The following is a 13,433-nucleotide window of genomic DNA, read 5'->3' on the forward strand; positions in this document are numbered from 1 at the left end:
CCGGGCCCCACTAGCCTGTGGCGCATGGACTGGAAACTGGAACTGGTATTTGTCCCTGTGTCCGATGTGGACCGGGCCAAGGATTTCTACGTCAACAAGGTCGGTTTCAACGCGGACTACGACGAACGACCCATGGACGGCCTCCGGTTCGTCCAGCTCACCCCGCCCGGATCGGCTTGCTCGATCGCGATCGGCGAGGGCCTCAATGATGCGCCTCCCGGCACGGCACCGAGCCTGCAGATCGTGGTCAGCGACATCCAGGCCGCCCACGCCCACCTCAAGAACAACGGCGTGGACGTCAGCGACATCGACATCCAGGACTGGGGGCACTTTGTGCACTTCGCCGACCCGGACGGCAACAAATGGGCGGTGCAGTACATCCCGCACCGGCCGAACGGCTAAGGCCGGCGTGCCGCTGACACAAACGGTCTCCCGGTTGGGCGGAAGACCCCGGGCGGGCAGGATGGAGCCATGAGCCTGCCCGCCTCCACCGAAACCAACACCCCTTCCGTCGAAGCAACCGCTCTCTCCGTCCGTGCCGTGCTCTTCGACATGGACGGCACCCTGGTGGACTCGACGGCGGTCGTGGAGCAGGTGTGGGGCGAGTTCGCGGCCCGCTACGGCCTGGACTACGCGGAAATCCTGCGGACGTCGCACGGCGTGCAGGCCCGGGACACGGTGCGCCGCTTCGCCCCGGCCGGCTCCGACGTCGAGGCCCTCACCGCAGAACTCGGCCAGATGGAGCGCACCCGGACGGAAGGCGTTGTGGCCCTAGCCGGGGCCGAAGCGTTCCTGCGCGCCCTGCCGGCTGACGTCGTCGCGCTGGTCACCTCGGCGGACCGGGTGCTCGCTGAGGTCCGCATGCGGGCGGCCGGCCTGGACATGCCCGCGACGGCGGTCACGGCTGAGTCCGTCACGCGCGGAAAGCCGGACCCCGAAGGTTACCTGGCGGCGGCCGCCCTGCTCGGCGCCGAGCCGGCCGACGTCGTGGTCTTCGAAGACGCCCCGGCCGGAATAGCCGCCGCCCGGGCCGCCGGCATGCGCACCGTGGTGGTGGGCGACGGTGGCGGCCAGGCCGCGGAAGGACTGCCGCGCATCGCGGACTACTCGGGTATTTCCGCGGTGGTCAGCCAGGATGCCGATGGCCGCCCGCGGATCGAACTCAGCCTCTAGGACCCCAGCTTGTACACCGTGGAGTTGCCCACGGTTTCGGCCTGGAAGTTCGCTGCCACCCATGTGGCGACTTCGGAGCTCCCGCCGCGGCCCATGCCGCCCATGCCGCCCATGCCGCCCATGCCGCCGGTGATGAAGTAGCTGACCTCGCCGTTGGCCACCATCTCCTGGAACTGCGCCAGGGTGGGGTAGGGATCGCCGCCGTTCCAGCCGCCGAGCGCGATCACGCTGGTCCCGGAGGCCAGCTCGAGGTTCGCGGCCTGCGTCGCGCCGGACACCGCCGCGGACCACTTCGTGGTGCTCGCGGACAGCAGGGCGGTCAGCTCGCTGTTGCCGCCCTCGGCGTCCGGTGAGCCGCCCAGGCCGCCTGTTCCGCCCAGGGCACCGCCGTCGCGGTTTCCGAAGCCGCCCATCGCGGCTGAAGCCGGGCCCGACGTCGGGATGGAACCGGAGTGCGGCACGGCCGCGGTGGCGAAGGTCCAGGCAACCGTGCCCAGCCCGCCGGCCAGCAGCGAGGCCACCACGACCGCGGCCGCGGCCGCTTTCCGGAACTTGCCGGCAAGCATGTCCATCCGCAACAGCAGCGCGGCGGCGGCCAGCACACCGAGGATCACCACCACGATGCGCAGCCAAGGCAGCCACGAAGCATCGCGGGCCAGCAGCAGGGCCGACCAGATCGAGGTGGCAAGGACAATAGCGGCGAGCACCACCCGGGCCGGCAGGTGCGCCCGGCCGCGCCACAGCTCCACGCTGCCGATGCCTACCAGGGCCGCGATCGCCGGAGCCAGGGCCACCGCGTAGTAGGGGTGCACGATCCCGCTCATGAAGCTGAAGATGCCCGCGGTGACCAGCAGCCAGCCGCCCCACAGCAGGAGAGCGGCGCGCGTGCGGGACGTCCGGGCGTCACGGCGGGTGAACCACATCCCGGCGGCCAGCAGGAGCAGGGCGGCCGGAAGCAGCCACGACACCTCGGCACCGAAGCTGGTGCCGAACATGCGCAGCAGCCCGGCCGCGCCGCCGAAACCGGCGTTGCCGCCCATGCCCCCAGCTGCACCGCCAATACCGTCCCCGAAGCCGCCGCCCCCGCCGGGCATGCCTTCGCCCGAGCCGGTGATGCGGCCCAGGCCGTTGTAGCCGAACGTCAGTTCCAGGAAGCTGTTGCTTTCCGAGCCTGCCATGTAGGGCCGGGCCGACACCGGGGTGAGTTGGAAGAGCGCGATGTAGCTGCCGGCCACCACGAGGATCCCGCCCAGTGCACCGAGCAGGTGCAGCAGCCGGCGCCGCAGCGTGGTGGGTGCGGCCCACAGGTAGGCCAAGCCCAGGCCGGGCACCACCAGGAAGCCCTGCAGCATCTTCGTCAGGAACGCCAGGCCGATCACCGCACCCGCGGCCGCGAGCCATTTCCAGCCGGCCCGTTCGATGGCGCGGGTGGTCAAGTAGGCGGCCAGGACCAGACAGAGGGTGAGCATCGCGTCGGGGTTGTTGAAGCGGAACATCAGGGCAGCCGCCGGGGTCAATGCGAGGGCGCCGCCGGCCAGCAGGCCCGCCGCGGGGCTGGATACCCGCTTCACCGCCAGGTACAGGAGCCCGACGGCGGCCACGCCCATGAGTGCCTGCGGCACCAGCATGCTCAACGGGGAGAAACCCAACACACGGCCCGCCAGTGCGGGGATCCACAGCGAGGCCGGCGGCTTGTCCACGGTGATGGCGTTGCCGGCGTCGAGAGAGCCGAAAAGCAGCGCGGTCCAGTCCTTGGTGCCCGCCTGCACGGCGGCGGCATAAAAGGAATTGGCGTAGCCGGTGGCCGCGAGGTTCCACAGATACAGCACCGCGGTGGCCAGCAGCAGCCCGACGGCGGACGGCCGCACCCAGCGGGGCTGACCGCCGAAGGCGATCCGGAACCAGCGGGTTCCGTCCCGGTGTTCCGGATTGCCGGTGATGACCGGCGGGGTGGCCGGGGTGGCGGGGGTCATGGTGGAGGTCATCGTGCTGCCGTTTCTGCTTCGACGGGACGGGAAGTTGCAGTCTCTTCAGCAGGCGGCGCGGGCGGCTGCCGGAACACCCACAGGCGGAACAGCAGGAAGCGCAGGACCGTGGCGGCGAGGTTCGCCGCCACGACGGTGACGACTTCCACCCAACGCTCGGGCGCCGTCGTGCTGAACAGGACACTGCCGTGCACCAGGGCGAGGGCCCCGGAGGTCAGTCCGAGCCCGATGCCAAACACCAGGAGCCCCTCGAAATGGTGCCGCACGGCGCCGCCGCCCTGGATGCCGAAGGTGAAGCGCCGGTTGGCGCCGGTGTTGGCGATGGCGGTCACCAGCAGGGCCAGGAAATTGGCCAGCTGCGGGTCCATGAAGCCGCGGCAGAACAGGAAGAGGATCAGGTAGGCCAGGGTGGACGCCGCGCCGATTGCGCCGAACCGCACGAGCTGGCCGAAGAGCCTGTTGCGTGGGTTCTTCTCGGCCGTGCGGGCGGAGGCCGGCAACGGACCGCGGGCCAGGGCTGCGCGGAGCTCGGGAACCGGGATGCGGCCGCTGAGCAGGTCGCGGCTCAGCCGGGCCATGCCGCGGAGGTCGGCCAGCGCGGTGCGGAGCAGGTCCACGCTGGAGTCGGGGTCGTCGATCCAGTCCACCGGCACCTCGTGGACCCGAAGCCCGCAGCGTTCGGCCAGGACCAGTAGTTCGGTGTCGAAGAACCACTCCTTGTCCAGGGTGTACGGGAGGATCCGCTGCGCCACGTCGGCCCGGATGGCTTTGAATCCGCATTGGGCGTCGCTGAAGCGGGCCCCCATGAGGGATTGCAGCATCAGGTTGTAGCTGCGCGAGATGAATTCGCGCTTGGGCCCGCGGACCACCCTTGAATTGCGGGTCAGCCGGGTGCCGATTGCCAGCTCCGAGTGCCCGGAGATCAGCGGCGCCAGTAGCGGGGCGAGGGCTGCGAGGTCGGTGGAGAGGTCCACGTCCATGTAGGCCAGCACGGGTGCAGGCGAGGCGAGCCACACTTTCCGCAGGGCGTTGCCGCGGCCCTTCTCGTCGAGGTGGACGGCCACCACTTCGCGGAGTTCACGGCCCAGGCGCTCGGCGATCTTCAGGGTGCCGTCCGTGCTGGCGTTGTCCGCGATGGTGATCCGGAAGGCGTGCGGGAAACCGGCGCGCAGATGGCCGTGGAGCCTGCGCACGCACTCCTCGAGGTCGCGTTCCTCATTGAAGACGGGGATGGTGACGTCGAGGACGGCGGTGCCGGAACTGGTGTCCACGGGCGCGTGCCGGAGCAGGGTCGCTCCGCCGGGCCGGGCATCCGTGGAGCCAGGCCGGAAGGTGCTGCCGCGGGTGCCCGATGGCGGGGCCGCGCAGTCTGCGCTTGCTGTGGTTGAGTCTGTGAGTGCCATGGACCCACAGTGACGGCGCGGGATTTGCGTGCTTTAGGCGCAAGCTGTGCTGCGGCTGTGGATGGCTGTGGATGGCTGTGGATGAGGAGCCCGGCAAGAAGTTACAGCTTCGCCTTATCGCTGTGATCCACCCTCGTCGTTGCGCAGGGCGTGCACCATGCGCTGCAGTATTACGAAAGCGGCGGACTGCTCGTCTTGCGTCATGCCGCCCAGCATCCTGAGCTCGACGGATCGGACAGCAACGGTCGCCTTCTCGAGGCTCTGCTTACCGCGTGGAGTGAGGCGCGTGGGAAGAACTTTCCCAACGCGATCCTCCGCCGGTCGGGTCACGTATCCGTCCCTCTCCAAGGCTTGGAGCAGCACGTTCATCGATTGCCGTGTCACGAAGGCTCCTCGCGCGAGCTCGGAGTTGGACAGCCCCGGACGTTGCGCGAGCAACTCAAGGCAGGAGTAGTGCGTTACGGTCATCCCGAGCGGGCGAAGTACTGCCTCCATGGCGGCGCGTAGGGCGCTCGACGCCTCTTTCAGCAGGTAGCCCAGCGACGTCTCCAGGTCGACCCCTTGCTGACCCATGTCATCTTGACTCATGTCAGAATTCTGACATAGTTGACGCGTGTCAGGAATCTGACACGAATAGAAGGAGTAGCATCATGCCCGTTACCGGCCCTGACTTCATATCCCTCCAGGCTCGCGATCTTGACGCGTCGCAGGCGTTCTACGAGCAGTACCTCGGCCTCGTCCGCTCACAGGCGGGCCCTCCCCATGCCGTCGTCTTCGAGACGACGCCGATCGCGTTCGCCCTGCGGGACATCGTTCCCGGCACCGAGCTCGCGTCCGTTGCCCAGCCCGGCATCGGCGCCGCGATCTGGCTTCATGCCACCGACGTCCAGGCTATTCACGACGCCCTCGTCGCGGATGGCCATACGATCATCACGGCTCCGATCGACGGTCCATTCGGTCGCACGTTCACGTTTGCCGATCCCGATGGCTATCAGGTCACCCTCCACGACCGGAGCTAAGGCGCCGAACGCCGCCCGCCGGATCATCACCGAAAAGCAAGAAACGGCCCGTCCCTCGAAAGGGACGGGCCGTCAAGATCTGGAGGCGTCGGCGGCAGTGGTGTGCAGCAAAGCCCGCGCTTATGCTGGCGGGATGGCCCGCACCGCAAGAGAACGAATCGAAGGCGACCCGGTTTCATCGAGCATTTACGGCGCGCTCATGGATCAAGTCCTTGCCCTGGAAGGCTGCGAACTTCAGGAGAACGCGTCATCCTTCCACGTGGCGCACGGGCGCGCGTTCCTCGGGATCCATCCCCGCCGGGGCGGGATCCTGGTCAACATAGTTCTCGAGAGGGAGCTCACATCCGACCGTGTGCACCGGGCGGAGCGTGTATCCGCCAACCGGTGGCACAACGAAGTTATCGTCACGGAGCCCTCCGGGATTGATGCCGAACTGCTGAATTGGATCCGCGAGGCGTACGCGCTCACGGCCTGACGGGCCGTCCGTACTGGCAGAAGCGGCTCAGTACCAGTTGTTGGCGTAGTGGAAGGACAGCGCTGCCGACGGCGATCCGTAGCGTTCCTTGATGTACTTCAGGCCCCAGCGGATCTGGGTCTTGTAGTTGGTCTGCCAGTCGGCGCCCTCGGTGGCCATCTTGTCGCCCGGCAGGGACTGCACGATGCCGTACGCACCGCTGGAAGCGTTGACGGCCGTGGTGGTCCAGTCCGATTCCTTGGTCCACAGGATCCGCAGCGAATCCATCTCTTCCGGCCCCCAGCCGAAGGAGGAGAGCAGGCTCGCGGCATAGGCCTGGGCGCCAGCGGGGTCGTTCACGGGGGCGGGTTTTGCCGGGACGGCGGGCTTGGCCGGGGCCACCTTGGCCGACTGGGCGGTCACGGCGGCAGGCTTCGTGGCCGGCTTTGCCGGGGTGGAAGGCTTGGCGGCGGGCGTCGAAGCAATGGCCGACGGCGTCGGGCTGGCGGTTGCGGTGACACCCGCTTCCGGCGCGGAGACGGAGGCGCGGCTGGCATCGAACGCCTGGTCGGCGGCCTGTCCGGCGGCGCCGGCGCCCAGGAGCACGGCAGCCACGCCGGCTGTGACGGCCAGGCGCTGGCTGGTGCTGCGCAGGGCGGCAGCCTTCTTCAAAACGGTGCGCGGAGCAGAAACCTCCGCACGGCGGCGCCCATGCGGGCGCGACTGATCCTTGGCAGGAGACATGGTGGTTACCTCTCAACGCCTGCGGAGTTAGCTGTCGGGTTCGGATGAGGTCATCCGGCCGCACCAGCGGAGATTCTGGTTTTGCGGCTTCACCCCAAGGGCCGGTTCGTGAACGCGAAACGGCCCGGAGACTCTGGGTCCCCCGTCTCTGCCTGGGTTATTGGGGCGCCGGGGAGTGGCAGAGCTCGGCGCCTGCCCGGCGGTGGCCTGAAATATCCGGCGCACCCTTTCGACGGTACAGGAGCCTCACGCGAAAGTCACATTTAGGTAACGGACATCACGACGGCGGTGAGTCGCCTTGCGCAGGCGCGCTCCGGCGTTGCGGGTTCAGGTTTTTCTCAGGGAAGCGGCAGCCGCACGGCGAATTCGGTCCACCCCGGACGGGAGCTGACCTCCACTGAACCGCCGTGCGCCTGCACGATCGACTCGACGATCGACAAGCCAAGGCCGGAACTGCCTTCGGTGCCGGTGCGTGCGGCGTCTGCCCGGGCGAAGCGGGAGAAAATCCGGTCCTGAAACTCCGGAGCGATGCCGCCGCCGTCGTCGGTCACGGTGATCACCGCGGCGCCGTCGGCCGAACGCATCACCCCGGTGGTGACTGTCGTGCCGTCCGGGGTGTGCTTGCGGGCGTTGGAAAGCAGGTTGGCCAGGACCTGGTGGAGCTGGGAGGCGTCGCCGCGGACGGTGATGGGTTCGTCCGGGAGCTGCAGCTGCCACAGGTGCCCCGGGGCCATGACCTTCTCGTCGCTGACGGTTTCGACCACCAGCTGCGTGAGGTCCACATCGCCGAACTCCGTCGGCTTGCCCTCGTCCAGGCGGGCGAGCAGCAGGAGGTCCTCCACCAGCGCCGTCATGCGTTCGGATTGGCTCTGCACCCGGCCCAGGGATTTGCGGCCGTCCTCGCTGAAGTTTTCGGTCATGCGCAACAGCTCGGTGTAGCCGCGGATCGCCGTCAGCGGGGTGCGGAGCTCATGCGAGGCGTCGGCCACGAACTGGCGCACCTTCGTTTCGCTCCGTTGCCGAGCTTCGAGGGCGTTGGAGACGTTGTCCAGCATGAGATTCAGGGCGTGCCCCACGCTGCCCACCTCGGTGCCGGGATGCGCAGCGGTTTTCGGGACGCGCACCGCCAGGGCCACCTCGCCGGCGTCGAGCGGAAGCCGCGAAACCTTGGTGGCCACCTCGGAAAGCTGCTCGAGCGGGCGCATGGTCCGCCGGATCATGACCGTCCCTGCGAGGCCGATCAGTCCCAGCCCGCCCAGGGACACCAGCACCATGGTCCACACCAGTGACGCCTCGGTGCCTTGTTTCGCGGCGAGCGGCAGGCCGGTGACGATGATGTCGCCATAGGGCGTTGCGGTCGCCACGAGCCGGTAGTCGCCGTTGGACAGGCTCCGGTCCACGGGCAGGCCGTTTCCGGGAAGATCCAGCAGCACCGCCTTGTCCTCCGCCGAGAGATCGGCCCGGACGCCGTCGTCGTCAATGAACCCGGCGCTGCTGACCGTCGACCCGAAAATCCGCGCGTTGATCGTCCCGGCCCCCTGGCCCCGCGCCTCAAGGGGGTCGCGCCCGGCAGGACCTCCCGACGGCGGCCTGCCGAACTCGGTGGCGCGGTGCGCCGCCTGCGTCAGCTGCTTATCCAACTGCCGGGTGAGGAAGAGGTCCATGGAGGCGTAGCTGACGATCCCGACGGCGCCGCAGATCGCCACGAGCAGGGCCATGGAGACGAGGATCAGCCGGGTCCGCAAATGCCAGGTGGCAGGATTCAGCCAGTACGGGCCGGACCGCCGGGGAGCTCCCGAAAGATTGGACATGCCTGCCCCTAGTCGGCGGGCTTGATGACGTAGCCGGCGCCGCGCACGGTGTGGATCATCGGAGGGTGCTCGGCGTCGATCTTCTTGCGGAGGTACGAAATGTACAGTTCCACGATGTTGGCCTGCCCGCCGAAGTCGTAATCCCAGACGCGGTCCAGGATCTGCGCCTTGCTGACGACCCTCCGCGGGTTCTCCATGAGGTAGCGCAGGAGCTCGAACTGGGTGGCGGTGAGCGCGATGTCCTGGCCGGCGCGGGTCACTTCGCGGGTATCGACGTTCAGGGTCAGGTCGCCCACCACCAGTTCCGCCGTGTCCATGGCGGCCACCCCGGAGCGCTGGACCAGGCGGTGCAGGCGCAGCAGGACTTCCTCCATGCTGAACGGCTTGGTGACGTAGTCGTCGCCGCCCGCGGCCAGCCCCGTGATGCGGTCCTTGACGTCGTCCTTCGCGGTGAGGAAGAGCGCGGGCACCTCCGGAGCGAAGGCGCGGATCTTGCCCAGCAGCTCCACGCCGTCGAACCCTGGAAGCATGACATCCAGCACCAGTACGTCCGGGCGGAAGTCCTTGGCCAGTTTGACCGCGGCGGGACCGTCCCCGGCGACTTCGACAGACCAGCCGGCCATGCGCAGGCCCATGCTCATCAGCTCGGCGAGGCTGGGTTCGTCGTCCACGACGAGGGCTCGGATGGGGGAGCCGTCCGGGTGGCTGAGCTGGGGAAGGTTGTTGGTGGAGTGCGAGGATGCCATGGGACAAGCCTCCGATCTGGCCGTTTGCTCCTGCTTTGCGCTTCCTGTGAGCACGCTGTGAGTCCTAAGCCTAAATCGCGAGGGCCGGAACTGGGATTCCTCGTGCAAGCGGGAAGGAACGTCGCCGCCAACAGCTCACAGGAGGGGCTTCCGTGTGACACAGCCCCTGCACAGCAATGCCGCTGAGTCTGGGCGGGACAACGATCCCGTCCCAAGATTCGGAGAAGACCATGGAACGACAGGACCCTCCCGCAACCCCGGGCCACGAAGGGCCGGCCGAGCGCGCGCAGGTGCCGGAAACCCGGAAGCCCTTCCAAGCGGTTCAGCCGGAACAATTCCCGACGGCGGCCCAACCCTCTGCTGGCTGGGGCGCCCCGCCGTCGGGGCAGCCGTCCGCTGGCTGGGGTCCGGCACCCGCCCAGAGTGCGGGGCGAACCCCATTGGGCGGGGGCACGCCCGGCAAGTGGACCCTGAAGAAGGGGCTGATCGCGGGAGGGGTCGCCGTCGTCGTCGCCGGAGCAACCGCTGCCGGCGTCTATGCCGCGGGCACCGGCGCGGCAGCCGACGCCGGAACCCAGGGCTCCGGCGGCATGACCGGGCAGGGCGGCATGCCGGCCCAAGGAGGGTCGGGCGGGTTCGGCATGAATGGCGGCGGCTTTGCGCCGGACGGCCTGGGCATGGGGACTGGTGGCCTGGCCGCAGCGGTCCATTCCGAATACGTGATCCTGCGGAACGGGAAATATGTGAACATGGCTTCGCAGACCGGCACGGTGATCGCGGTTTCGGACGACTCCATCACGGTCAAGAGCGAGGACGGGTTCACCCGCAGCTACAGCCTTGGCAGCGGCCTTGTGGTGACGCAGGGCATGCAACGCAGAATGAACCAGGACCAGGGGAGCGCCCTGGACATCTCGGACGTGCAAAGCGGTGGCGCCGTAAGAATCACCGCCTTGCAGGAATCCGGGAATTACACGGCAGAGACCATCCAGTTGGTCACGGGAACATCGAGCGTCCAGGATTCCGGCACCGGCGTTCCCGGCCGAGATCCAGGCACGGGTGCTTCCGGAAACGGAGGCACGGGTACCTCCAGCAATTGAGCTGCCGCCAGAAGCAGTGAAGCAGGCGTTCCTGTTTTCCGGCGTCGGATTCCGCGGCATCAATCACCCGTACGGAACTGGCCGGCCCAAAGCCGGCGGGTGCGCCAGCGGGCGGCCCGGATGATGCCGCGGAATCCGTCGGACTCTTGCGGGCATGCCCTGGGGGCGGTTCCAGCAAGTACGCCTCAGGAAACTCTCCGGTGCCTCCCATGAGTCACTGCAGGCACTCCAGCCACCCGTACCAGAGCCTCTCCCGGGCTTCTAGCAGACGATTCGGGGAAAATTTTTGGGACCGCGCCGAATCCCGATTGGACAAGAGATGTTTCATATCTTGAGATTCAGGCAAGGCGGGAGTTTTCGCGTCAAGATTCCAAAAGGGCCATTCTGAGCGAAGAATATTCGATTATTTCGCTTCAGACTGAGATTGTGACGAAGCGAAGTCGGTCACATTTGGACATTCTGAAATTGTGATCTGGCGCACAATAGTCCTTTCCGTCTCAGGATGTGGACGGATCTGCGCTTTGTTACTTGCAAGTTCCCTTTATTACGTTGCACACTTCAAATGTGAACAAGAACTCAACAGCACCTGCAGCCGCAGCAATCGGGACCAGCGCACCCGCTGGCATCGCGATGAGCTGTTGTCGAATGTACGCCTAACTTCCGACCCCAAGAAGTTCCAGGCATTCGTCCCTTGCCCAACGTCGGGCGCCTTTCCCCAACTCATTGCGGGGACCGTATAAGCATTCGAAGCCGCGATGACGGCCATTCACATTGAGGTAAGCACTCCCATGTCAGTTGCATCCGGATACGTCCACATCTCTGTTCGAAACGCCAACAAGGCGGCATCCAACGCCGGCCTGCGCCCTGGCCTGGGCGGTCGCCCTGGCTACGTCCAGCCCGGCCCTGCCGGTGCAGGCCAGGCCCCGGGCTACGTTCCCCAGGGCTACAACCCCAATTCCTACGGACAGCTCCGGGCGGTTCCGGCCAACGAGGCAGCCCCCCTGACCGCACCCACTCCGGTCCTTGCGCCTTCCGAGCGTGCGATCCGCCCCGTCCCCGGCGACAACGTCGCCCGCGGCTTCGTGCTCTACATGGGTATTGACGAGGACACCGCTGCGGCAGCGGGCACCTCCATTGCCAAGCTCGCCCAGGAAATCCGCGCCTACGCCCAGTCCCTCGTGAGCGGCGCCGAGAGCTACGCCGCCGTCGCGGTTGCCCCGGCCAGCGCCCCGGGTTCCGCTCTCGACGTCGTCCGCTCCACCTTCGGTGACCCCACAGTCGGCAACCGCCAGCGCGCAGAGGCCGTCCGTCCGCAGCCGCAGCAGGAAGCCCGCCCCTCCGGCGTGCTGATCGACCTCGCCCGCCGCGAAGTGCACCTCGACGGTGAATCCCTGAACCTGACCTTCAAGGAGTTCGAACTCCTGAACTACCTGGTCGAGAACGGCACCCGCACCGTGGGCCGCGACGAACTCCTCGAGGGCCTCTGGCGCAACGCCGAGGAAGTGCCGAACGAGCGCACCATCGACGTCCACATCCGCCGCCTGCGCTCCAAGCTGGGCCGCCTTGCCAACACCGTGCGCACAGTCCGCGGCCAGGGCTACCGCTTCTACGAGCACCCCGAGGTCATCGTCTGGGCCGCTCCGGAATACTCGATCTAGCGACGCACGACGGCGCCCGCTTCCCTTGAGGGAAGCGGGCGTTCTTGCGTCCGCGGCTAAAGTTGGGGGCATGAGTGAGCACCACATCAAGCGCCTGGTGATCATGCGCCATGCCAAGTCCGATTGGCCGATGGACGTCCCGGACCACGACCGGCCTTTGGCTGAGCGCGGTCACCGGGAAGCTCCGCTGGCAGGCAAGTGGCTGCTGAAGCATAAAGTCGTTCCGGACTTCATCCTCTGTTCTTCGGCACTGCGGACCCGCCAGACCTGCACCTGGGTGTGCAGCGAACTGGGTGAGAAGGCGCCGACGCCGAAACTTGAGAGCGGCCTTTATGCCGCCTCCGCGCTGCGGATGCTGAGCATCATCAACCACGTGCCGGACACCGTTGGGACGCTCATGGTCTTCGCGCATATGCCGGGTGTCCAGGACCTCGCCATGCATCTCGCCTCCCGGGACTCGGACCATGAGGCGTACATGGATGCCGCCAGTCATTACCCCACCAGTGCCTTGACGGTCATGGAGCTGGAAAAGCCTTGGGCGGAGCTGGACGGGCAGGACGCCCGCCTCACCCACTTCGCCGTCCCGCGCCCGAAATAGCCGCGCCCGAAACAGCCCCGCCCGGACCGCGGCGTACCGCGTCCGCGAACACCACGACGGCGGTCACGGCCAGTCCCAGCCCGAGCGACGCCAGCACGTCGCTCATCCAGTGGTAGCCGAGGTAGACCCGACTGAAGGCCACCAGCAGCGTGCCGGCAAGAGCTGCTGCCGGGGCGAGCACCGCCGTCGAACGCTGGCCCGAACGCGACGCCAGGAAATAGGCGAGGACAAACAGGAACACTGCCGTCCCCGCGGTATGGCCTGACGGGAAGGACAGGGCGTCGTCCGGGCCGAGGAGGAAATCCCGGGCCGGCGGGCGCGGCCTGTCCACCCATTCCTTCACCACTCCGGTGACCACCACGGTGAAGGCCATGGCGAAGAGCAGGAGGGCCGGGCGCCACAGTTCACGGCGCCGGATCCACCAGGCCGCGCAGAATCCCACGCAGATCACCGACATCCACAGGGGCGACGTTGCCGCGGAAACCGCGCCGAACAGGGCGGTAAGGAACGGGCCGCGGATTGCGAGGACGAGGTCGTGGACGGGACCGTCGAGCAGCACGAGGCCCGAGGTGGTCTGCACCTGGGCGTACAGGGTCCAGAACAAGGCATCGCCGGCCAGCAGGAGACCTGCTGCCCAGAAAAACAGCGCCCGCTGGGAGCAGCGCGGCACGGGCGGGGGCGCGGAAAGTTGCCGGGCGCGTTCCCGGAGGGCAAGGTGCATGGTCCGATGATCCCCGGCGGAACT

14 protein-coding genes and 1 riboswitch are annotated in these 13,433 nt (G+C 67.6%); of the genes, 7 read left to right on the forward strand and 7 right to left on the reverse strand.

Features of this window, described 5'->3' with window-relative positions; genetic code table 11:
• Positions 1–24: 24 nt before the first annotated feature.
• Positions 25–402 (forward strand): VOC family protein, encoded by a 378-nt coding sequence (locus ACN9M4_RS03370; RefSeq protein ID WP_426302165.1) that lies wholly within the window; start codon positions 25–27, stop codon positions 400–402.
• Positions 403–471: 69 nt separating this feature from the next.
• Positions 472–1,173 carry an HAD-IA family hydrolase gene (locus tag ACN9M4_RS03375; RefSeq protein ID WP_426302166.1) on the forward strand — a complete coding sequence of 234 codons (702 nt, stop codon included), beginning with the start codon at positions 472–474 and terminating at the stop codon, positions 1,171–1,173.
• Here ACN9M4_RS03375 and ACN9M4_RS03380 read toward each other — a convergent pair.
• The 3 genes from ACN9M4_RS03380 to ACN9M4_RS03390 form a co-directional block, all read right to left on the reverse strand.
• On the reverse strand, positions 1,170–3,158 hold the full coding sequence (locus ACN9M4_RS03380; RefSeq protein ID WP_426302167.1) for an ArnT family glycosyltransferase: 1,989 nt from the start codon (positions 3,156–3,158) through the stop codon (positions 1,170–1,172). The genes ACN9M4_RS03375 and ACN9M4_RS03380 overlap by 4 nt on opposite strands.
• A complete protein-coding gene (locus tag ACN9M4_RS03385; RefSeq protein WP_426302168.1) occupies positions 3,155–4,561 on the reverse strand; it encodes a glycosyltransferase in 1,407 nt (468 codons plus the stop codon). Before ACN9M4_RS03385 ends, ACN9M4_RS03380 begins: the two co-directional genes overlap by 4 nt.
• A gap of 114 nt (positions 4,562–4,675) precedes the next feature.
• The gene (locus ACN9M4_RS03390) at positions 4,676–5,149 is read right to left on the reverse strand and encodes a MarR family winged helix-turn-helix transcriptional regulator (protein WP_426302169.1); all 474 of its coding nucleotides are present in this window, start codon (positions 5,147–5,149) and stop codon (positions 4,676–4,678) included.
• 62 nt (positions 5,150–5,211) lie between these two features.
• On the opposite strand from ACN9M4_RS03390, the gene ACN9M4_RS03395 reads away from it, so the two are divergent.
• Both ACN9M4_RS03395 and ACN9M4_RS03400 read left to right on the forward strand, forming a co-directional pair.
• On the forward strand, positions 5,212–5,580 hold the full coding sequence (locus ACN9M4_RS03395) for a VOC family protein (RefSeq protein ID WP_426302170.1): 369 nt from the start codon (positions 5,212–5,214) through the stop codon (positions 5,578–5,580).
• A 133-nt stretch (positions 5,581–5,713) separates the two neighbouring features.
• Positions 5,714–6,055, forward strand: coding sequence for a DUF5655 domain-containing protein (locus tag ACN9M4_RS03400; RefSeq protein WP_426302171.1), 342 nt, complete (start codon positions 5,714–5,716; stop codon positions 6,053–6,055).
• A 27-nt stretch (positions 6,056–6,082) separates the two neighbouring features.
• Here ACN9M4_RS03400 and ACN9M4_RS03405 read toward each other — a convergent pair whose 3' ends face one another.
• The 3 genes from ACN9M4_RS03405 to ACN9M4_RS03415 all read right to left on the reverse strand — a co-directional run bounded on the left by ACN9M4_RS03405 (position 6,083) and on the right by ACN9M4_RS03415 (position 9,335).
• The gene (locus ACN9M4_RS03405) at positions 6,083–6,778 is read right to left on the reverse strand and encodes a hypothetical protein (protein WP_426302172.1); all 696 of its coding nucleotides are present in this window, start codon (positions 6,776–6,778) and stop codon (positions 6,083–6,085) included.
• Positions 6,779–6,780: 2 nt separating this feature from the next.
• Positions 6,781–6,956, reverse strand: a riboswitch (cyclic di-AMP (ydaO/yuaA leader).
• A gap of 160 nt (positions 6,957–7,116) precedes the next feature.
• Positions 7,117–8,589 (reverse strand): HAMP domain-containing sensor histidine kinase, encoded by a 1,473-nt coding sequence (locus tag ACN9M4_RS03410; protein ID WP_426302173.1) that lies wholly within the window; start codon positions 8,587–8,589, stop codon positions 7,117–7,119.
• An 8-nt stretch (positions 8,590–8,597) separates the two neighbouring features.
• Positions 8,598–9,335, reverse strand: coding sequence for a response regulator transcription factor (locus tag ACN9M4_RS03415; RefSeq protein WP_426302174.1), 738 nt, complete (start codon positions 9,333–9,335; stop codon positions 8,598–8,600).
• A 230-nt stretch (positions 9,336–9,565) separates the two neighbouring features.
• Between ACN9M4_RS03415 and ACN9M4_RS03420 the strand changes: the two genes are divergently transcribed.
• The 3 genes from ACN9M4_RS03420 (at position 9,566) to ACN9M4_RS03430 (ending at position 12,688) form a co-directional block, all read left to right on the forward strand.
• Positions 9,566–10,432: a hypothetical protein gene (locus ACN9M4_RS03420; RefSeq protein WP_426302175.1), complete on the forward strand. Its 867-nt coding sequence runs from the start codon at positions 9,566–9,568 to the stop codon at positions 10,430–10,432.
• 788 nt (positions 10,433–11,220) lie between these two features.
• Positions 11,221–12,090, forward strand: coding sequence for a winged helix-turn-helix domain-containing protein (locus ACN9M4_RS03425; protein ID WP_426302176.1), 870 nt, complete (start codon positions 11,221–11,223; stop codon positions 12,088–12,090).
• A 70-nt stretch (positions 12,091–12,160) separates the two neighbouring features.
• The gene (locus tag ACN9M4_RS03430; RefSeq protein ID WP_426302177.1) at positions 12,161–12,688 is read left to right on the forward strand and encodes a SixA phosphatase family protein; all 528 of its coding nucleotides are present in this window, start codon (positions 12,161–12,163) and stop codon (positions 12,686–12,688) included.
• Here ACN9M4_RS03430 and ACN9M4_RS03435 read toward each other — a convergent pair.
• Positions 12,657–13,409, reverse strand: coding sequence for a phosphatase PAP2 family protein (locus ACN9M4_RS03435; RefSeq protein WP_426302178.1), 753 nt, complete (start codon positions 13,407–13,409; stop codon positions 12,657–12,659). The two genes, ACN9M4_RS03430 and ACN9M4_RS03435, sit on opposite strands and share 32 nt — an antisense overlap.
• Between the last annotated feature and the right edge of the window lie 24 nt (positions 13,410–13,433).

The organism is Arthrobacter sp. R-11 (assembly GCF_049913155.1).
Taxonomy (GTDB): domain Bacteria; phylum Actinomycetota; class Actinomycetes; order Actinomycetales; family Micrococcaceae; genus Arthrobacter.